Source organism: Thalassoglobus sp. (genome assembly GCF_048270125.1).
In the GTDB taxonomy this organism is placed as follows: domain Bacteria; phylum Planctomycetota; class Planctomycetia; order Planctomycetales; family Planctomycetaceae; genus Thalassoglobus.
In genome coordinates this window covers 39427-59463 of the sequence record NZ_JBLWTN010000012.1, presented here as the reverse complement: position 1 = coordinate 59463, position 20037 = coordinate 39427, and the positions used below count along the sequence as shown (strand labels likewise).

Annotated in this window: 15 protein-coding genes; 7 read left to right on the top strand and 8 right to left on the bottom strand. The window is 49.4% G+C overall.

Annotated elements, in window-relative coordinates; translation table 11 throughout:
- Positions 1-191: 191 nt before the first annotated feature.
- From ACN0YR_RS14645 to ACN0YR_RS14620, 6 genes are all read left to right on the top strand, one after another.
- A complete protein-coding gene (locus ACN0YR_RS14645) occupies positions 192-1382 on the top strand; it encodes an FG-GAP repeat domain-containing protein (RefSeq protein WP_417849986.1) in 1191 nt (396 codons plus the stop codon).
- A gap of 102 nt (positions 1383-1484) precedes the next feature.
- The gene (locus tag ACN0YR_RS14640) at positions 1485-2351 is read left to right on the top strand and encodes a hypothetical protein (protein WP_417849985.1); all 867 of its coding nucleotides are present in this window, start codon (positions 1485-1487) and stop codon (positions 2349-2351) included.
- 598 nt (positions 2352-2949) lie between these two features.
- Entirely contained in the window at positions 2950-3405 is a 456-nt protein-coding gene (locus tag ACN0YR_RS14635; protein WP_417849984.1) for a hypothetical protein, read from the top strand.
- 141 nt (positions 3406-3546) lie between these two features.
- On the top strand, positions 3547-4377 hold the full coding sequence (locus tag ACN0YR_RS14630) for a DUF1559 domain-containing protein (protein WP_417849983.1): 831 nt from the start codon (positions 3547-3549) through the stop codon (positions 4375-4377).
- Positions 4378-4491: 114 nt separating this feature from the next.
- Positions 4492-4992 (top strand): hypothetical protein, encoded by a 501-nt coding sequence (locus ACN0YR_RS14625; protein ID WP_417849982.1) that lies wholly within the window; start codon positions 4492-4494, stop codon positions 4990-4992.
- A gap of 605 nt (positions 4993-5597) precedes the next feature.
- The gene (locus ACN0YR_RS14620) at positions 5598-6260 is read left to right on the top strand and encodes a hypothetical protein (RefSeq protein ID WP_417849981.1); all 663 of its coding nucleotides are present in this window, start codon (positions 5598-5600) and stop codon (positions 6258-6260) included.
- 208 nt (positions 6261-6468) lie between these two features.
- Here the strand turns inward: ACN0YR_RS14620 and ACN0YR_RS14615 are convergent, their stop codons facing one another.
- From ACN0YR_RS14615 to ACN0YR_RS14605, 3 genes are all read right to left on the bottom strand, one after another.
- Positions 6469-7311 carry a DUF1559 domain-containing protein gene (locus tag ACN0YR_RS14615; RefSeq protein WP_417849980.1) on the bottom strand — a complete coding sequence of 281 codons (843 nt, stop codon included), beginning with the start codon at positions 7309-7311 and terminating at the stop codon, positions 6469-6471.
- Between the two features lie 353 nt (positions 7312-7664).
- A complete protein-coding gene (locus ACN0YR_RS14610; RefSeq protein WP_417849979.1) occupies positions 7665-8045 on the bottom strand; it encodes a hypothetical protein in 381 nt (126 codons plus the stop codon).
- A gap of 1176 nt (positions 8046-9221) precedes the next feature.
- Positions 9222-9548, bottom strand: a complete 327-nt coding sequence (locus ACN0YR_RS14605) for a hypothetical protein (RefSeq protein WP_417849978.1) — start codon at positions 9546-9548, stop codon at positions 9222-9224.
- Positions 9549-10063: 515 nt separating this feature from the next.
- Here ACN0YR_RS14605 and hrpA point away from each other — a divergent pair.
- Positions 10064-13987: an ATP-dependent RNA helicase HrpA gene (gene hrpA / locus ACN0YR_RS14600; RefSeq protein ID WP_417849977.1), complete on the top strand. Its 3924-nt coding sequence runs from the start codon at positions 10064-10066 to the stop codon at positions 13985-13987.
- 382 nt (positions 13988-14369) lie between these two features.
- On the opposite strand, the gene ACN0YR_RS14595 is transcribed toward hrpA, so the two are convergent.
- From ACN0YR_RS14595 to ACN0YR_RS14575, 5 genes are all read right to left on the bottom strand, one after another.
- Positions 14370-14531: a hypothetical protein gene (locus ACN0YR_RS14595; protein WP_417849976.1), complete on the bottom strand. Its 162-nt coding sequence runs from the start codon at positions 14529-14531 to the stop codon at positions 14370-14372.
- Between the two features lie 92 nt (positions 14532-14623).
- Positions 14624-15706 (bottom strand): DUF1559 domain-containing protein, encoded by a 1083-nt coding sequence (locus ACN0YR_RS14590; RefSeq protein ID WP_417849975.1) that lies wholly within the window; start codon positions 15704-15706, stop codon positions 14624-14626.
- A 212-nt stretch (positions 15707-15918) separates the two neighbouring features.
- Entirely contained in the window at positions 15919-18075 is a 2157-nt protein-coding gene (locus ACN0YR_RS14585) for a tetratricopeptide repeat protein (RefSeq protein ID WP_417849974.1), read from the bottom strand.
- Complete coding sequence (locus ACN0YR_RS14580; RefSeq protein WP_417849973.1) at positions 18072-19235, bottom strand: multiheme c-type cytochrome; 1164 nt, start codon at positions 19233-19235, stop codon at positions 18072-18074. The genes ACN0YR_RS14585 and ACN0YR_RS14580 overlap by 4 nt, the downstream gene beginning before the upstream one ends.
- Positions 19236-19328: 93 nt before the next feature.
- The gene (locus tag ACN0YR_RS14575; protein ID WP_417849972.1) at positions 19329-19985 is read right to left on the bottom strand and encodes a hypothetical protein; all 657 of its coding nucleotides are present in this window, start codon (positions 19983-19985) and stop codon (positions 19329-19331) included.
- Between the last annotated feature and the right edge of the window lie 52 nt (positions 19986-20037).

The following is a 20037-nucleotide window of genomic DNA, read 5'->3' as shown; positions in this document are numbered from 1 at the left end:
GCGACAGGACTGACGAAGACTCAAAGAGTACGTCTTCGTCAGTCCATCGCAGAAGCAGAAAAATTCGGTTGAGAATCTTTAATCGATAAGAGCGACTGGCTTCGCCAAGGCAGCCATCGTCTTTCAGTTCGCCTCTGCAGGTCGTAGCAGTTACACTTTTTGGAAACATCCTTCCAATTCGTGGAGCAGCTATGAAGCCCCTTCTCAGAACAAATCGAATCGTCTCTCTTCTCTGTTTGATTTGGACAGCCAGCGCAGTGGCAGCCGATCCGTTCCCGAGCTTCAAGGAAAAAGTGCTCGACCCGGAGATCGGCAAGGTCTGCTATGCCGTAACGATTGCCGATGTCGATGGAGATTCTAAACGGGACATCGTTGCAGTTACTGAGAACCGAGTGTTGTGGTATCAAAACCCGACTTGGAAAATGCGCGTCATGATCGCGGATCAAACTCCGCTCGACAACGTTTGCATTGCTCCACTCGACATTGATGGAGACGGACAAGTCGACTTCGCGCTTGGAGCGGGCTGGACCAAAACGGGAACGATACACTGGATCAAGCGAGGAAAGTCTCTCGACGCACCATGGTCCGTGCATCAAATTGGAGAAGAACGCTGGACTCACCGGATGCGCTGGGCAGATGTCCTTGGATCGGGAACCCCACAACTGGTCGTCTCTCCTTTAAATTCAACAGTCGGAGACGGAGTCCGTCTGACAGCCTTTTCGATTCCTGAAGATCCTGTTAATGACCGCTGGCCGACCACGATTCTCAACAGCGATCTAAACCGAATGCACAACCATTGGCATCTCGATTTCGACAAAGATGGCATTGTCGACACCCTCACCGCAAGTCGTGAAGGAGTGAACTTGATTCGCCGCACCAAGGACGGCTGGACGAAAACCCACCTGGGGACCGGAGCAACTGCGGACGACCCAAACCAAAACGGCGCTGGTGAAGTCAAAATGGGGAAACTCGCAAATGGCAAGACGTTCATTACGAGTGTCGAACCGATGCACGGGCACTCCCTCGTGGTGTACACGCCACCAAGTCACGGGCAGTCTCTGTGGAATCGACAGGTGATCGAATCGGGTTTCACACGAGGGCACGCCTTGTGGACTGCCGACGTTGATGGCGACGGGTCAGACGAAATTGTGTTCGGACACAGCGACACTCCAGAGACCTTCGGCGTCATTGTTTACGACAGTGTTGATGATGCCCAGGACGGCTCCGGAACAGCCTGGAAAAAGCATGTTGTCGATGCGGGCGGGATGGCAACCGAAGACCTCATCGTGGAGGATCTCACCGGTGATGGACGTCCAGACATCGTTGCAGGCGGACGCGCGACACACAATTTAAAGCTGTATATAAATACCCCTAAAGAATAGTGATCAAGAGATTCGACTCTTGCAGCTCGACGAGATTTTCGTATCTTACAGACATAAGCAAACATTGAGAGCCCGTTCTCATTCCATCGCAGGAGAGCTTGAGTGCCGATCAAAACGAAATGTCGAAAATGTCGTCGTGCCTACACAGTGAAGGATGAACTGGCTGGAAAAAAGTTTCGCTGCAAGGAATGCCAGTCTCCCGTGACCGTTCCTCAACCGGCAGTTCCTCTAGATGAAGAGCCAGACGAAGATGAGGACGAACTCTTTGCTTCAGGAGGTCTTGATTCTTTTGGTGACGACTTTGGAGATGACTTTGACGATGATTTTGACGACGATGCCTACGACACTCCAGTAGTCCCGCGACCGCGAAAAAAGAAGAAGAAATCACCTCCTCCAAAAAAGAAACGGAAACGTCGTAGCTCCTCAAGCTCAAGTGGAGGAGTGAAAATTGGTGCGATTTTTGGAGGCCTTGCCGGTGTTGTCGGTATCCTGATTGTCATCGCAAAAATTTCGATGTTTGCGGGAGCAGCAGGAGGCTTCGACTTCAACGTCCTTTGGCAAACCTACACGACTACCGACGGGAATATCAGCCTCTTAATGCCGGGAACCGCCAAGAGAGTCCCTGTCGCCTCGCTTGGCCCCGGTGGTCAAAGCTACGGTGTCACAAAAAGAAGCTCAGCATATATTATTTCAACGGAACCAATGATCGGTCAGCTTGCCGGGATGAGCGAAAGCGAACTCTTCGACGCTTTTGATTTAGGCTCAGGCTTTATTGGCGCAAAAAACGTTCAACGCATCCAGAAATACGGTCGCAACTGCATCACGTTCGAGAAATCCGCTCCGGGCGGCATCAAGAGCAACAACATTGCATTCCTGTATAAAGACAAGGTTTACACGCTGAACTACGCCTACAAAGGGACGCCGAACTCAAGTGGCAGAAAATTTTTCGATTCAGTGAAGTTCAAGTGAGTTACCCAGTGCAATTGATTCCAGTCCCCTCTTTCAGAGTTAGAGCAGTTTGCTCTACCGTTTGCCCGTGAAGAACGCATTTCTCTAGCAAAAATGCTGTTCGCCACGAGGCAGGACCTGCAAACCAATCCGAAAGATGCTCTAGAGCCTTGTTGCTGGGACAAACATAACCGGGCAAGATCTGATTCACTCCCTTTTCTTTCCTCCCGAATCCTCGATTGCATTTTTTGAATCGATCTTCGGGTTCTGCCTCGTGGCGTACAGTCATTTTACTGATAAAACGCATTCTCCCCGGGCACAAGAAATCAAAGTGTGTAATGAGACCTGATACATTGCCGCAGGAAAAGCCAAGGTTACAGGGGCTCTGTACATGTGGACTGTTTCGCCAAAAACAGAAAAAATGAATGTCCGGATGAGGCAGAAGGGAAAATACCCAAATATCCCAAATTGCCCTTGCTATTTTCTTGACACGACCCGTAGAACGAGTAATCTTCATGCATGCATCGAGTGATGTGGATGCAAAAAGACTGCACTCACCCGATGCTGCGTGATCTCTTCGCGGGAAATTTAACTAAGTTCTATGTTTAAGGGTAAAAAGATGAAGAAACTTCGTGGTGTAGCTGTTTGTGGCGTGATTTTCGGTCTGATGCTTTCTGTGGCAGCTGCCGCAAAACTGACTGGCTCTTTCGCAGTGCCACTTCCAAGTATTAAAAAGAACGGCAACCTGAACTTCAACAACCTTGGTGTTGGCACACTGACAATCAAAATCAACACTCGTTCAGGACGTATTGTTGCTCGTGCAAATGGATCAGTTGAAAACAAAAGCGGCAAGAAGCAAGTCTTCAAAAATGACGACATTCTTGGCCCAGTGATCAAAAAAGGCCTCGGCGGTCCTGGTGGAGTGACTGTTGATGAAGTCAACGAACTCATCAAAGATTTCGCAAAGATTCGTCGCTTGCGTTACACCGTTGCTGCTTCAGATTTCGGTGACGCAAAAGCAACTGGCGTTGGCGTTGTCAAAGTTAAACGAAGCGTCATCCAACAAATCTTCTAATTTGATTTGATTGCTTTGCTCGATTTCAGTATCACGTCAACTTATTATTTGATTACTGAAAATTGACAATTATGATTTAGCGGAAGGATCGTGGGACTCCCATGGTCCCTCCGCTTTTTTTTGTAACGAGGGCAAGATCTCATGAGTGCTCGATATATTGTCAAACGAAAACATGGCTTCACCCTGATTGAACTTCTCGTAGTCATGGCCGTGATTGGAATTCTTGTCGCACTGCTTCTGCCTGCGGTCCAGTCAACGCGTGAAGCTGCGCGACGCACACGCTGCCAGTCGCGATTGCGGCAGATTGCCCTCTCTTTGCACAACTACCATGAAGCTCACAGCACTCTTCCGATCGGAAGTATGACGGTTGGACCTTCATTCATCCCATTTTCCGGTTGGGGTTGGGCCGCCATGGCACTCCCCTATTTTGATCAGGCCCCGCTGTACAACAAGATCGACTTTTCTACCAACAACGCCGTCGGTCCGAACGCGCCTCTCGGAAAGACTATTCTTCCATTCTTGATTTGCCCTTCTGACCCGTCTCCAAGCCAGGTGTATGTGCGGAACCCGCTTGGTGGAGGGATCGACATTGCGACGGGGAATTACCTGGGCGTCGAATCGATGCTTCGTGAGCTGGAATCAGTAAAATTTGCACAAGTCACAGATGGACTTTCCAGCACTTTTTTCCTTAGCGAGCACGCTTACCAATACCAGGAAATCTTCGATTTCCATGTCACCTCATCCTGGGTCGGCACTGTTTCGTTCGCTAACGAGTGGGTGTCCAATTCTGTACCGCATCAAGAAGCGGTCTTCGTCAAGCCAATCAACGATTCTGTTTTTTCCAGCCACCATTTCGGTGGAGCCTACTTCGCCTTGGGCGACGGTCATGTTCGCTTCTTTTCGGAGAATATGGACCTCGGAGTTTACTCCGCGTTAGGAACTGAAAACGGTGGAGAAGCGGTCTCTTTCTAATTCAAGTCTGCTTACCAGACACCAATTTCTGATCACAACATCGAACAGGTCGACTTCAGCCGATTGAACACCTTCGACCTCGCGAATCATCCTACGGGAACCAAAGGCCTACCCATGCGTTTTTATTCACTGTCACAAATTCTGACTCTCTGCTTTGCACTGTCTCTGCTCTCTGGATGCTCGAAAGAGGAACCGTTTGATTTGCCGACTGTGACCGATCAACAGATCGACGAGGGATTCCTGGAGATGTACGAGCAAAACGATCTGGACAATTTCATGAAGCAGGGAGGGCGAATCGTTGATATCGATCCCTCCGCAGAAGTGAAAATCGACAAGTCCCACATCCTCCCGCTTTTGAAAGAGATGGAAGAAAAGTATGGCTTCAAATGGATCGTCCTGACTGACCCATCGTTGAAGAAAGATGCCATGCAAATCATTTCGAGAATTCCACCTGGAACTTCGCCGAAAGCTGTGAATGCCTATCTCCTTGAAAATCTGGACACGTTCCCCGGAGAGATCCTTCAAGGCTGGGGGAATGTCTGGTTTTCAATTGAATTCCTTGGCCCCGAAGAAGCTGAAATGCTTCGAGAACTGGAAGCCGAGATTCCGGAGTAGCCATCCTTCATGTCCACGGGCACAGACAACACGGAACTGCTCTCTCGATAATATGATCGAAGCCTTCCGTGCTGCCCACTATGCTCTTGCACTCCTGCACAAAAGTAAATCTTCCACGCTGAAAGATGCCTGCAAAGACACTCACATATCAAGTGCAGGATCTCTTCAATTCGGCCAAGCTTCAACACTCTGAAGCCAAGGCGGAGCTGGTTACCTGGCTGTGAAAACCTGCTTAAAAACCAGCTAAAAATGACAAATCCGCTCTTTCTTTTTGTGCTCTGCACCACGTAATCTGAAGTCTTCAGAAAACATCGCCCCAACTGAGGTGAGGTTGATGAAGGTTGTGACTGCATCTGCATGGCGTGAAATTTTCGCCTCGCGAACGACTAGAGCATCTTTCGAATTGGTTTGCAGGATCTGCTTCGTGGCGAACAGATTTTTTCTGGAGAAATGCGTTCTTCACGGGCACACGGTTGAGCAAACTGCTCTAGTCGAGTTTAAAAATAGATGCAGGTAACCGTCTCGTGGACTTGAGTGATTAATTATGTGAAAATCTCAACATGCAGACTCAAGAAATACATATGTGTTTTAGGGAAGAGTGAACTATGGGGTTTTTAAAGTGGATGATCGCTGGGTTGGTCGGAGCACTCGTTGGAGCTGGGATCTGGTACTGGACCGCGAGCTTAAATGAAGCAACCTACAACTGGATGGCATGTCTCGTTGGCATCACAACCGGGTTTGCTGTACGCCTGGCGACAGAAGAGGCAGACCGAGGGATCAAACCAGGTCTGGTTGCGATCTTTATTGCCCTCCCCTTGCTCATCTACACCAAGCACGAAATTGCCTTGATGACTGCTGCAAATGATCCGGAAATTGAGAACTTTCTTGATGCTGCATTCGACGGGAGCATGGATGAAGAATCGATGATCTGCACAGTTGCCGATGAGATTGCGCTGGAGCGGATGGACGCCGGTATTCCGATCGAATGGCCTGAGGAGATGACATACGAAGATGCCAGCTGGGAAGAGGACTACCCGGCAGATATCTGGGCAGAGGCAAAAAAGAAGTGGCAAAGCCTCTCAGACGAAGAACAGGCAAAGCGAGTCCGTGCGAACGAAAAGAAGGTTCGTGCCGTCCTTGTAGATCAGGAACGCGAAATCGGCAGTCGGCAAATCCAGGGAACCTTCTCCCCTTGGGATATCGTCTGGTTTCTCTTTGCAGCGATTGCCGCTTTCCGATTGCCTGCTGGTCCACTCTCTGATATTTGAGCCAACGATAAAACTTTGGTGTCTCACCTGGAGCATCTTTCGAATTGGTTTGCAGGTTCTGGCTAGTGGCGAACAGCATTTTCACTAGAAGCAGTCTCAAAACCTATGGAATTGCGACTTTTCTCTGTACCAGAGAAGTGAACAGCAAGTTTTGAGTCCAGTTCTAGAAAAATGCGTTCTTCACGGGCAAACGGTAGAGCAAACTGCTCTAGAATGGCGAGCTGAAGGCCTCACTTCCTTTCGGGGTATAAAGCGAGTAGTAAACTCCTGAATCCATCGATTCGCTCAAGAATTGAACCGAAGCATCCCCCAACAGTACCTGCACTCCTCCAGGATGACTGCTATTGAACCCGACCGAAGAGTTAACTTTAACTCCCGGCATGATGCGAACATATGGGATTGACGCACTGAATTTGTAGCTGACTCCATCCGAGATGACGCCACACCAGGAAGCTGTCAACTCTCCGGTAGAAGTCGAAACGTATTTCCATTCACCAGCAACGATTGTTTGAGAGAGACCATCCTGAATTGTGGAAAAACGTGTCCTTGAGAGTGGGTAAAAAACTTCCTCGGATCCGACAAAGTTTCCATGAGCGATTCTTGTTGTCACCCCTCCTGCCAGAACAGCGAGAATCGTCGCCGGGGCTGGATCTGATGGGCAGCGGTACACCGCTAAAGGAGTTTCCAAAAGTGGCAGGTTTGTCGCCTGAGCATTTCCGGTATTGAAATCGAGCTGATTGTAGAGTGGCGCCTGCTCCATGTAAGGGAGCAGAAATGTCCCCCAGCCCCAGCCAGTCTGAAGAGGAAATGTTGGGCCCATCACCATACTACCAGGAGGTAGCGTCTGATGAACACCATGGTAATTGTGCATCGCAATCCCTACCTGATGTAAATGGCTTTTGCACTGAGTCCGCCTCGCTGATTCGCGCGCCTGTTGCACAGCCGGAAGTAGCAGAGCGACAAGGATCGCAATTATGGAAATCACCACCAGCAACTCAATCAGGGTAAATCCGCGTTTGCCAAGAGTGCACAAGGAATAAGAACCTGCCATATTTTGTGAATCGGTCTTCGCGTTATGTATCGTGGAGATATGCGATTCTACACACGCAAGGCATTTTCCACGGGCGCAGCCAACACAAAAGTGTTCAAAAGGTCGCTGCGTTTTTCTGGTATATTGATCTTGGATCGCAGGCATGATGAAGAGCAACCTTGGGCAACAGGAACAGAAGTGCATTTCCATGTAGGTTACTAAGCAATCCATGCTTAGGATGGCATTTTGGTAGCTCAGAGCCAAGAAAACGTTTCGCCCCTGAAACTGCCAAAATTAAAAAATAGGCCGTGCACTACCAAAAGTGAACGGCCTATCGATTTTACCAAGACTCTGAAGAGCCTCATCAGCAAAGACTAGTTTCTGCCTCTGATTTTTGCGTCTTCGTCGTGTTGATTGTCTTTGTCATCAGCACTGACTTTGTAGTGAACGCGAATACCAGCAGCTGGTGGAAAGCCGAAGGTTGTTCCAGGCAGATTCCGTGCGTTGTATCTGCCGCGAGAACTGTTTCGGATATTCCCTCGCTTCCCTTTAACTACAACCTTTCCCCTCTTTGTGTTGATTTTCGCATCGACACTGCCACCGTGACCCGTTGACAAGTTCCCATTACTGGCGATGTCTCGATAAGTGGCCGGCACGGTAACTCGCACGATATGCCCTGCAGATGCGGTTGAGTCCAACATTGCCACGCATGCCATCACAGCGAAAGCACAACCAATTCCCTTGACCAACTTCATAAGAACCTCCTTTTGTTTCCAAAACGGATATTCTGTCACCAAGAAGAAAAACGAACACACCCTTTTGCCCTCGCCCCTGATGACCCCTTCAACTATCACAAAACTACCATCCCCCCCAGCCCACGTCAAACATTCACTTCAACTAATATGTAATTCTGACATAAAAAATCACAAATTTGTTTATTTTCCCGCCAAACCCTTGAAATTTTACTTACGTCGAGCATGGAAATAACCATTTTTTCACGAAAGCTCACGCAAGACGCGACAAAATGGCAAGTTTTAAGCGATCTGGACCGCACAACTAAAGGACCACTGGAACGTGGGCCCTTCCCCCGAACCCAACTACATTGAACTAGAGCATCTTTCGAATTGGTTTGCAGATTCTGCCTCATGGAGAACAGCATTTTTACTAGAAAAATGCGTTCTTCATGGGCAAACGGTAGAGCAAACTGCTCTAGTCGAGTTTCTCCCCTCATTGTTTGCCCTATCTTCACCGCATCAACTCGAACCTGATTCATTCGTCGCGCTGATTCGCTAATTTTGCAGCCAAGCTACTCACTTCACAATTTCAAAGCGCCGAAATCAAGTACTGATCAGACGAAGGCTCCTGAGCAGGAATCAATTGCGGAGAGATTGCAATACGATTCAACAGTACGATTTAACGGTGGCAAAAAAGCCGCCAGATTCGCCATCGATCCAGAAAAACCCGAGAGGAAACTTGAATCACGGAGCAATGTCATTCCAACCTCGACCTACAATGACCTGCAACCGGTTTCAATTCGTCGAGTTAAAACTCAATAAACAATCCTCGACGATTAACCTGCAGTTAACCGCACTAAAAGACAAGTGCAATAAACACCTTTACACCTTATAAAAAACAACCACAACTAATCCGGCAGATAACACTCCGTGCAAATCACAAACAACCATGTTGTTAACATTGACTCAACACTAAACGAGCAAAAAACGAAAAATCAAATCAAAACAAACAATACGTTAAACAACAACAAAGCAAACAGCCCGCCGCAATACAAAAAAACTACCACATGAACCAACAGAGAATGAACAGCTAGAGACATTAAAAAAACAAAGACGCAACTTAAAAAAGCCGTACACTTCTAGAAGTGTACGGCCCAACGATTTCAACAAGACCCTGAAGAGCCTCATCGACGAAAACTAGTTATCGCCTCTAATTTCGGCCTCTTCGTCGTGCTGGTTGTCTTTGTCACGAGCGGAGACTTTGTAGTGAACTCGGATTCCAGTAGCCGGAGGGAACCCAAAAGCTCCTCCAGGAAGATTCTTGGCATTATACTTCCCACCAGAGCTGTTTCGGATATTTCCTCGCTTACCCTTAACGTTCACTTTTCCTCTTTTGGTGTTGACTTTCACATCAACTTCTCCGGGGTGAGGATCATCCAAGTTCCCACCATTGCTAATGTCACGATAAAATGCTGGGGCGGTAAACCGCTCAATATGCCCTGCAGATGCAGTCGAATCCAACATTGCCACACATGCCAGTACGGCAAAAGCACAACCAATTCTCTTGACCAACTTCATAAGAACCCCCTAATCGTAAAAAAAGGACATCCTAATCATCAAGAAAAAAAACGAATGACACCCTAATGCCCTCGCCCTCGATGACCCTCATAACTGTTATAAATCTACTACCGCCTACACCCTCATGTCAAACATTCAACCTACCCGAAACAAAAAAAATAAAAAAATATTAAAAAGTTTTCACCACCTCATATTAACCCCTCCACCTTATCATTAACACCTATCCATGCAAGTAAGCTCATTTTCGAAATCACCCCACAAAAATCTCTAATAAATTGACCGCTTCGGGAGTGCTGGACTTCACTTTTGAAGAACCTCGGAATCTCGCATTTCTCTCGGGAACGCCTGAACCTATTGGGCTCCCTCTCTCTCATGACTTTTTCTTCATCAAACCTGATTCATTCGCCTTGCTTCTGGTTGTGTGCGAATTTTTCTCGTCGATCCGCTAAACTCCCGCTCAAATGAAGCAATTAAACAGCCAAAACCTCGAAGAACTGCAGACCCGCATCAAAAAAACGATGATCCGGGACCGTTTTCGCTTGCGCAGAAGTTGTGAAACGATTCAACAACGGCAAAAAGAGAACAAGCCGGTTGACCAAAGTCTCGCCAAGCTCGTCAGCGACCTGGAAAAGTCCGAGAGGAAAGTCGAATCACGCCGCAAGGCCATTCCCGTGCCGATCTACGACGACCAGTTGCCGATTTCGGCTCGTCGAGATGAAATCCGGAAAATGATTCTCGACAATCAGGTTGTTGTCATCTGTGGTGAAACAGGTTCAGGAAAGTCGACACAACTCCCCAAGATCTGCCTGGAAGCAGGAAGAGGTCTCTACGGCATCATTGGACATACTCAACCTCGCCGGATCGCAGCGAGATCTGTGGCGGCAAGAGTCGCTGAGGAATTGAAGAGCCCCGTTGGCGAACTTGTTGGTTTCAAAATTCGTTTTACCGATTCCACTTCGCCAAAGACCTCCATCAAATTGATGACCGACGGAATTCTGCTAGCGGAAACCCAAACGGATCGATTTCTCGATCAGTACGATACAATTATCATCGACGAGGCTCATGAGCGGTCGCTGAATATCGATTTTTTGATGGGCTACTTAAAGCGAATCCTCCATCGTCGCCCCGATCTGAAGATGATCATCACTTCTGCGACGATCGACGCTGAACGTTTTGCAGAGTTCTTTGGAACGAAGGGCTCCCCTGCTCCGGTCATTGAAGTTTCCGGTCGGACATTTCCCGTTGAATTGAGGTATCGCCCACCCGTTGAAGAGGATGATGAAGTCGACTGGCAACGTGCAGCTGCCGATGCCTGTGAAGAACTTGCCGAAGAAGGGACTGGAGACATTCTCGTCTTCATGCCGACCGAACGTGATATTCGCGAGACCGCCAAAGTGCTCGGAGGTCGGAAGTTCGCTGGAGATTTCAACAATCGTAAAACCGATATCGTCCCCCTCTTCGGACGACTCTCGGAGAAAGAACAAAACAAGGTCTTCGCAGCCCACGACCATCGTCGTATTGTCATTGCAACCAATGTTGCAGAATCTTCGCTGACGGTTCCGGGGATTGTTTACGTTGTCGATCCCGGAACGGCCCGCATCAGCCGCTTCTCGGCGACCTCACAAGTTCAGCGACTTCCAATAGAAGCGATCTCACAAGCATCAGCGAATCAACGCAAAGGTCGCTGTGGGCGTGTGGCTCCGGGAGTTTGTGTCCGGTTGTATTCCGAAGCCGACTTCAAGAACCGAGACGAATACACTCAACCAGAGATTCAGCGAACAAATCTGGCAAATGTCATCCTCCAGATGAAAGCCTTGAAGCTGGGCAAGCTCGAAGACTTCCCTTTCATCGACCCACCTGCTCCCTCAGCGATTCGAACAGGCTTGAAGACTCTTTTTGAACTGGGAGCCATCGATGAGAATGAAAACCTCACCAAGGTCGGATCGACCATGGGGCGATTGCCGGTCGATCCGCGAATCGCCCGCATGATTCTCGGGGCTGAAGATGAACAATGTGTTGAAGAAGTCCTCATCATTACTTCAGCTCTGGAGCTTCGCGATCCACGCGATCGCCCGATCGAGAAACAAAAGGCTGCAGACGAGGCCCACGAAAAGTTTCAACACGAATCGTCTGACTTCCTCTCATACCTGAAGCTATGGGACTTTTACACCGATCTGGACAACAAGCTTTCACAGAGCAAGTTAAGGAAAGCTTGTGCGCAAAACTTTCTGTCGTTCAATCGGATGCGAGAATGGAAAGACTTACACCGCCAGTTGCGACAAATGGTCATCGATCATGGGATCAAACCGACCGACCGACGCAACAATGAGGATTCCATTCACCGAGCCATCCTCGCCGGCTTACTCCACAACGTCGCGATGCGGGGTGACTCGCACGAATACACCGGAGCTGGTGGTCAAAAAATCTTCGTCTGGCCCGGATCGGTCGCTTTCGGAAATAAACCGAAGTGGATCATGGCAGCTGAGCTTGTGGAAACTTCGAAACGGTATGCCCGGTGTGTTGCACCTGTTCAAGTCGGCTGGATTGAACGCATCGCCGAACATGTTGTCAAACGCAATTACAACGAACCGCACTGGCATGAGAAAAGTGCATGTATCATGGCTTGGGAAAAGGTCATGCTCTTCGGACTGCCTATCGTCCCCAGACGCCGCGCACGCTACGGGCACATCGACCCGAAATATTGCCGTGACGAATTCATTCAGCAAGGGCTCATCGAAGGGAAGTATGAATCACCCGGAGAGTTTGCAAAACACAACACGAATCTAAAAAACGAACTCGAAGAGTGGCAGGCCAAGTTGCGTCATGGACACCATTTCGCAGGCGAAGAAGCGGAAGTCGAATTTTATGATCAGCGGCTTCCTGCCGATGCGTTTGATGGTCCTCGTTTTGAAAAATGGCGGAAGAAGGCTGAAGCCAAACAGCCTCGGATTTTGTTTCTTTCGAAAGAAGACCTCTTACAAGAAAACCAATCCGCTCCAGAGCAATCTGAGTTCCCTGACAAGTTGAAGATCGGGACCATGCAGGTTTCTGTCGAATACAATCTTCAACCGGGAACCGAAAACGATGGTGTGACCATTGCCATCCCCCCTGAAGGCTTAAATCAGCTTTCGCCTGAAAGTCTCGCCTGGCTTGTTCCGGGGCTTCTGGAAGAGAAAATTGCTGCCCTGATTAAAACTCTCCCGAAGTCGCTGCGAATTTTGTTTGTCCCTGCACCAGAGACCGCTAAGGATGTCGTGAAGAAAATCACGTACGGTCAAGGAAATTTGATCAATCAACTGGCCGCTCAGCTGCGAGAAATTTCCGGCGAACATGTCCCGGTGACCTCATTCGAGACAACCCGGCTACCTTCACATTTGCAGATGAACGTCCGGGTTGTCGACCAGAATGGAAAGACGATTGCATCTGGGCGGGACCTGGCACAATTACGAGTCGAATCGCAGCGAACGGCGTCGAGTGTCGTCCAGGGAGTCAGCGATGACCGCTGGAAGAAAGAGGGGCTCACGTCGTGGAATTTTGGCACGCTTCCGCAGCAAGTCGAACTGGAACGTGGCGGCATCACAGTGGTTGCGTTCCCCATGCTGGTCGACGAAGGGACTTCTGTCTCGCTACGATTGTCGGAATCTCTCGCTGATGCACATGCGAAAACAAAGCGAGGACTTGTCCGCTTGTTTCTCCTCTCTGACAAGAAAATCCTTACCGACCAGGTTCGACACTTCCCGCGGATCAATCAGTTAACAATGCAGATGGGGGCACTCCCTGATGGCAAACATTTCCAAAGCCACCTCGGCTGGATGATTGCACAGGCTGCACTTTGGAAAGAGACGTCGATGCCCCGCTCAGAGGCTCAATGGAAACAGAAGCTGGAACTGGCCCGAAATCAACTCTCTGTCGCAGTTCAGGATTCGACTCGCTTCCTTGAACCACTCTTTGCTCGATATCACGCAGTCCGCCGGATCACAGAATCGAACGGTACTCCGGCACTGACTCCTCTGGCAAACGATCTGCGTGACCAGTTGAATGAACTTGTCGCTCCTGGATTTCTGGTCGACCCTCCGATGGGCTGGCTCGCTCAGTACCCTCGGTATTTCGAAGCGATGCAAATCCGCTGGGACAAATCAACCGCTGGCGGCTTCCAGAAAGATCGCATGCACCAGAAGAAAATCAATCTGCACTGGCAACGCTGGAAACAAGCTTGTCAACAATTTGGAAATGCTGCGAAAACACACCCCCAACTTGTCCAGTACCGCTTCCTCATCGAAGAATTCCGGGTTTCCCTGTTTGCCCAACAACTGGGAACAGCGATGACAGTTTCCGAAAAGCGATTAAACGAAGTCTGGCAGGAAATTGCTTCGTCCGGACAATAGAGCATCTTTCGAATTGGTTTGCAGGCTCTGCCTCGTGGCGAACAGCATTTTTACTAGAACTGGTCCTGAAACGTGAAATTGCTCTCTCAAACGTTGAGGAAAGCACCTATTTCAGAGGTTTTCGGACTGGTTCTAGAGAAATGCGTTCTTCACGGGCACACGGTAGAGCAAACGGCTCTACCGTTCTCCGGCCTTTCCGGAGGGCTTGACTGACCACCTGAAACACAAAAAACGGCATAGTTGAATAAATTCAGCTATGCCGTTGAAAAGTCGTATAGAGCATTTCCAATGCTTGTCGTGCCCGTGAAGTTCACCTTCATGACTTCATAGACTGCTCGCCACGAGGCAGAACGTAAAGATCAAGATTGGATTTTCCCTAAATCTATTCAAGCTCTTTTTCTGCTTCCAATTCTGCATCGTCAACGACTTCCGTACTGTCGACACCACCAGCATCAACATCTTCGGACGGAGCTCCTCCTCCACAGCCAGCGACGAGAGTCACCAGAGCACAAGAGAACAGAAATGGCCTAAAAAACTTCAACATCTTTAACCCTTCTTTTTTACAAAACCATGTCAAAAAAATACGGCTCAGGTTTTGTAAACTCAACCTGAACCGTAAATAGGAAGTGAGAACTACTATTGCGTAGTGATTGAAACTGCTTCACCCCGACTCATCGTTCCGGAGCCGACCCAAACGCCGTGATCGATACTGTCTGAAGCAAACACGACCGAACCGTCCATCATCAAGACAAGAACTCCGCCTGTGTGGTAGCTGGAAGCATTCTTGATTGTCATCGTTGTGACTGACGTGTCGTTATCACAGTTATACTTCGTGTTCGGAGGCATCATCGTATTGAACCATGGTCCCCAGTGAACTCGACCAGAAGCCCAGAACCTGTTGGCACGATCATCTTCACCATTGATACGAGTTGTCAGACCTTCACCGATGTTTCTGCAAGCATCGTGGTAAGTCCTGATTCGATCAAGATTCACCTGCTGCGTGTCGTAGGCTCGACTATTCTGCGTCCCAGTCGCGTTGGCCAGATCTCCAGCAGTTGGAACTCGGAGTGACGGCTCTTTCACATCATTGTTCCATCGTCCAATGCGTGTTTCGGAAGCCATGATGGTATTACTTGTCCCATCAACGACATCACGAAATCTGACGGAAGACTCTCTCGAAAACGGTCCGACAGGTGGTTTAATTGACCAGGTCGTGACGGGTCCGGCAGAGAGAGAATAGCTCGATGCGGACATTGATGAATTCGCTTTCGACCCGGCTCCTGGATCAGAGGGACAGAGGAACGCAGGGATTTGCGAGTTTCGGACCCAGTACTCACTTCGGCTTTGATCAGTGGAAGACCCGTTATACCAGTAGTGATTGAAGTCCAGCTTATTGTACAGCGGTGCTTGATCGATAAATGGCAAAATCATTGCCAATCCGCTCCAGCCTTCCCAGCAGTTACGTGCTCCTCCACCTTCGGTGAGAATACACCCAACTTCGTTTCCGGGGAGGGCACCATGAGTTTCATGATAATTGTGCAAGGCAATCCCAAGTTGTTTCAGATTGTTCCGGCACTGTGTCCTGCGGGCAGCTTCTCGGGCTTGCTGAACAGCCGGAAGCAGTAAGGCGACCAGGATTGCGATGATTGCAATCACGACAAGAAGTTCAATCAGTGTGAACCCCTTGGATCTTTTACGAATGGATAGAAAATTTGTCATAGAGACCTCCAAGAAGGGAAGAAATAAAAATCAATACTCCTAGATATGACGGGTAGAAGCATGACGAGAATTGATATGTCGAATGAATAGTCGTTTCGAATGAACTGACTGATAAACATCTTTTTATGCCAATCTGGGGACACTTTCAACACAATATTGAAGAATCTGCTACATACCACCAGAAAAAACCCGGAACAATGAACGCTTGGCCACTACTTCTGTCCCAGTTGCTGGAGATAGATCATCCGAATTTCGCGGAATGCTGAACTCGGAGCGATCTCCTGGCTTTTCTGAAATGCTGCCGCTGCTGAAACCGTTTCGCCAGTTTCTAATGCCAGACAGCCCAAATAGAACCAGGCATCCCCTGCGATCTCGGCGGGGAAATCCGGTTCTTCGAGAAGAATTCGATTCAGGCAGGTCAACGTCTCCTCCACATCCATGGCGGGAGAGTCGACCAAACAGGAAAAGTAAGATTTCACCGGCTCTTCCAGCTTCTCGAGCAGGCTGGTGCAAAGCTGCTCATCGCCGGCACGCATCGCAAGTTGAATCTGTTCGATGAAATCGGCCTCTTCTGAAACGACAGCCGCTTCTTCCTGCAAGGTGACGCCGAGCCCTTCCAGAGATTGCTCAATCTGAGCGAGTTCTGCGGGCGACCAAATTCCGTTCTTTTCTCCAATTCGAAATCTGACCAGTGCTCGATACTGGTCGAGACACGAGCCGACTCCGGAATGGCGATAGACTCGATGAGCCAATTCCAAAAAGCAGCGAGTTCTCACCTTCTCTGCGGAAGCAGAGTGGTCGTCCCGAATAAAACGCAGGCCTGCGTACGGCAAGCGAGTAAGACACAACACATTAGCGACGATTCGGGCATCGTGATCAGTGTTGGCGACGATCGTCTTATCGAGCTGTATCTCTGCCCCAGGCTTGGGCCATTCCAGAAACAGAATTGTTTCAACCGCTCGCTTGAGTTGCGGGATGTTCGCAGGAATTTCCTGGTTGCCAAAAATCGTTCGCTTTCCGTCGATCCCCATCAGTTTCCAATGAGGACTATTACTGAGCCCGCGAATTGCCAGAAGCTCTTGAGATTCGACAACAAGGATCGATGCGTTCCAATCATCAATGACAAGCTTGTACCCCCCCCACTCCAAATCTGTCCTTAAGTAGCTGTTGATGCGGACCTCTTTGAGATCTCGACAGACTGCGAGATAGTCGTGATATTTTCCTCCGAAGAGATCCCAGCGTTCGTCGAGAACAAGTTGAAACTGATCGGAGGCAGGTCCCTCGTTCCAGTCTGAAGAATGGTCGAGATTCATCAGAATGACATTCCCGCCGGTCTGCCATTGCGTTGGATCGACGAGTTTCGGGGCAGGTTCCCCAGCAAGCAGGCTCAGTTTATCTGTCTGCCAAATCGCAAATCCGAAGACCCCGATCAGCGTACATGCAACAACTCCACGCAGCGGAAATTGAAAACTGAGCTTGTCGACATATGGCCGTGTCAGCAACACCAAACAACTCAAGGCGAGGACGAAGTAATGCACACTTGCCAGCGAGACCAAAGCGAAGCACAGGAGTATCAGGAATTGGGTCAGATGATTTTTTGACTGAGTAGATCGGGCAGACCACAGCAACCCACCAGCGAATACCATGGTCACCACAGAAAACCAGTGGGAGCGAACAACAACCGGCGACTGAAGTCGCGGAATCAATTCTGTCGGAACTTGCATCCACATCCAGCTGACAGGTCGCAATCCAACATGAAAAAATGACGGATGAACGAAGTACGCAAGACCGAACCCCGCAGCCAGAACAATCGAAGCGAGAATTATCGCTCCCGCTCGACTCACGCCGCGAACAGTGACATCCTCTTCGTTCCAGAGGATCAGGATTAGAAAGAGAAGCACGAGGCTGAACTCTAAAGTCACCAAAATCGCAAAGAATCCCACGCAAAGTAAGGCTGTCAGTCGTAGTGCCGAGCGACTCTTGAGCCAAGCGGAATCTCTGATAGCACAAACCAAACTCAGACAGCAAATGGGCAACAGATCGAGCGGGGAGATGGCTGCGCTGAGGCTTGCCAAAATCAAGATCGCGATCAGGTCAACACTCGAAGAAAATCGCACGACCAAAGAGACCAGCACGACCGCACTCAACGCTGCGAAGAGCAGATAGGGAACATGGTTCAAAAAATCCGCCACTCCGGCAGATGCGAGTGGAACTTGCCATACGTTTTCTGGTGAGAGAAGACAATCTGAAACAGGTGGAATCAGACTGACTGATTCGGTGCCCCAATCAGGTTCTCGCCCGAGGAGAATCAAAAAGCAGATCAATGCGAGTTTCAGAAAACGATACCGACTCGACGAGTTCGATTTCATGGTGATGACTCGCTTTCTTTTCGAATGCGAATCCAGTGATCGGTAAACTTCAGGGGACTATCCATCTTGACTTTCGGCATGTGACAGTCGATGCAGCCAGTTTCGTGGCCCGCCGAACAGAGAACGTGCTTCGACTCTGTCCCATCATGACATTGCGTGCACTGCCAAATGCCCAGGGAATCTTGTGCCTTCAACGTGAGGTGTGGGTCATGGCAAGTCAGACAGGTCATTTGAGAACCTTGAAAGCATGGAGATTGCACCAGTCCGACAGGTTGAAAACGAGCTATGTTGTCGTTGTCTTTGTGAACATCAGCCTCCGGTTGCTCCTCAGCCCGGCGATGACACTCGGCACAGCGATGTATCGATTCGAGTTGAGTTGCATTCTTCCAGAATGGGTCAGTCACTTCACCTTCAGATTCAACATGTGCCTGGCGAGGACCATGACAGCGCTGGCATGTTACTCCTGCGTGCAACTTAGAAGTCTGGATTTTGCCTGATTCAACAGGAAGGTAGCTGCTGTGACAAGCAAAACACTTTCGCGCCTTAGGAGCATCAAACAGAAGCCCCAGTCCGCCGAAATATCCTGAACCTGCTTGCTTCTGTTGTCCTGGAGTGATGTCGAAGCCATCAATGTCATGATACCAGGACCAGCGAAATTCAACCTCATCCGTTGCTCCATTACTGTCGGTTAATGTTCCGACCCAGGTCCGGGCATGTTCACCTGAACCGAAACACCAGTCGAGCCGAATCTGGCTGGTACTCCCATCCCGCTCATGCACAGCTAACACTGTCTCGTCATCGAAGTGCAGCGACGTCGGCGTTCCCTGTGACTCAAGAAATGAATTCATCTGCTTCAGAAGATTTAGCGAATCTGCATCAGTGACCGGAAGTAGCGTTCGAGCATGTCCGGTCTCCCAGAAAGTTTCAGCCTGTTCGTGACACTCCGCACAACGTTTTTCATCAACCCACCCTTGGTTCAGGGACTGCAGGCGATCGGCCGGAAGTTGTGACAGTTGCGATGGACGACTCAGCCAGAAAGCGAGAAAGAAACCGAGAATCAACACAAACACAAAAGCGGTGATGTGCTGCCCCCACGCACGCTGACGCATGCCTGCTTCAACATCATTCGCTTGATCGAGGTTCGTGTCAGGTGTCTCCATCGAAGTGGATCATCTTCAAGCTGGGAGTTGTTTGAATGTGAACAGACGAAGTGTAGGCAAAACACAAGCGTGTTCGAGACAGTCGCTTCGTTTTCAAGAGCCAGTATCTTCCAGAACCGGCGTCATCAACACGTCGAGGCCGATGGTGGTGGTTTCGATTTTCCATTCATTGCGATGCCAGTCAGTAATGATTCGCTTGGCTTCCAACCGGTCCAGCGTCTGTTCAACGTAGTGCGGGACCTTGTCCTCAAACTCTTGTAATAAGTCGAGTTTGCGTCCGACAAGATTGATGATACCGCTGAGGCTGGACTCTCCATGCTTGGCGATCCATTCTTCCCCTTCAAGCGATCCAGCATCGGGACCTTTGACAGTGAGCCTGAACGACCGGATCGTTTTCCCGACCGACGCAAACAGTCCGTCGCCCAAGCCAATATAGTCTTTGTGAATCAAATTCAGTTGCCCCTTGTGCACGCGAGCAACCTTATAAATCCGATCCAGTTCGGTCTCAATGAAGTCAACTTTCAATGCAATGTTCATCGCTTTGGCAAGGTTGCGCAACGCAATCGCGGGCGTGTTCGATCTGGGAGAGATCGACATGTCGAGATCGGTCAGGCCGCCAGCTTTCCTTGCAGTGATGACTTCCTTATCCATCTCAGCAGGGAGCCCAATTGAAAATTCCATCTCGTCGTCTGAAGTGGAAGCAGTTTTTTTCTTCGCCATCATCTCGGCCTCTGGAAAGTCATTGAACATCAAAAAAAGGATATCGAATCTCTCCCTCCTTGTCACAGCTGATGAAATTTCC

Excerpts from the sequence above, each read along its gene's own strand:
- ACN0YR_RS14645 (WP_417849986.1), top strand. The coding sequence starts at position 192 with ATGAAGCCCCTTCTCAGAACAAATCGAATCGTCTCTCTTCTCTGTTTG.
- ACN0YR_RS14635 (WP_417849984.1), top strand. The coding sequence starts at position 2,950 with ATGAAGAAACTTCGTGGTGTAGCTGTTTGTGGCGTGATTTTCGGTCTG.
- ACN0YR_RS14630 (WP_417849983.1), top strand. The coding sequence starts at position 3,547 with ATGAGTGCTCGATATATTGTCAAACGAAAACATGGCTTCACCCTGATT.
- ACN0YR_RS14625 (WP_417849982.1), top strand. The coding sequence starts at position 4,492 with ATGCGTTTTTATTCACTGTCACAAATTCTGACTCTCTGCTTTGCACTG.
- ACN0YR_RS14620 (WP_417849981.1), top strand. The coding sequence starts at position 5,598 with ATGGGGTTTTTAAAGTGGATGATCGCTGGGTTGGTCGGAGCACTCGTT.
- ACN0YR_RS14615 (WP_417849980.1), bottom strand. The coding sequence starts at position 7,311 with ATGGCAGGTTCTTATTCCTTGTGCACTCTTGGCAAACGCGGATTTACC.
- ACN0YR_RS14610 (WP_417849979.1), bottom strand. The coding sequence starts at position 8,045 with ATGAAGTTGGTCAAGGGAATTGGTTGTGCTTTCGCTGTGATGGCATGC.
- ACN0YR_RS14605 (WP_417849978.1), bottom strand. The coding sequence starts at position 9,548 with ATGTTGGATTCGACTGCATCTGCAGGGCATATTGAGCGGTTTACCGCC.
- hrpA (WP_417849977.1), top strand. The coding sequence starts at position 10,064 with ATGAAGCAATTAAACAGCCAAAACCTCGAAGAACTGCAGACCCGCATC.
- ACN0YR_RS14595 (WP_417849976.1), bottom strand. The coding sequence starts at position 14,531 with ATGTTGAAGTTTTTTAGGCCATTTCTGTTCTCTTGTGCTCTGGTGACT.
- ACN0YR_RS14590 (WP_417849975.1), bottom strand. The coding sequence starts at position 15,706 with ATGACAAATTTTCTATCCATTCGTAAAAGATCCAAGGGGTTCACACTG.
- ACN0YR_RS14585 (WP_417849974.1), bottom strand. The coding sequence starts at position 18,075 with ATGAAATCGAACTCGTCGAGTCGGTATCGTTTTCTGAAACTCGCATTG.
- ACN0YR_RS14580 (WP_417849973.1), bottom strand. The coding sequence starts at position 19,235 with ATGGAGACACCTGACACGAACCTCGATCAAGCGAATGATGTTGAAGCA.
- ACN0YR_RS14575 (WP_417849972.1), bottom strand. The coding sequence starts at position 19,985 with ATGTTCAATGACTTTCCAGAGGCCGAGATGATGGCGAAGAAAAAAACT.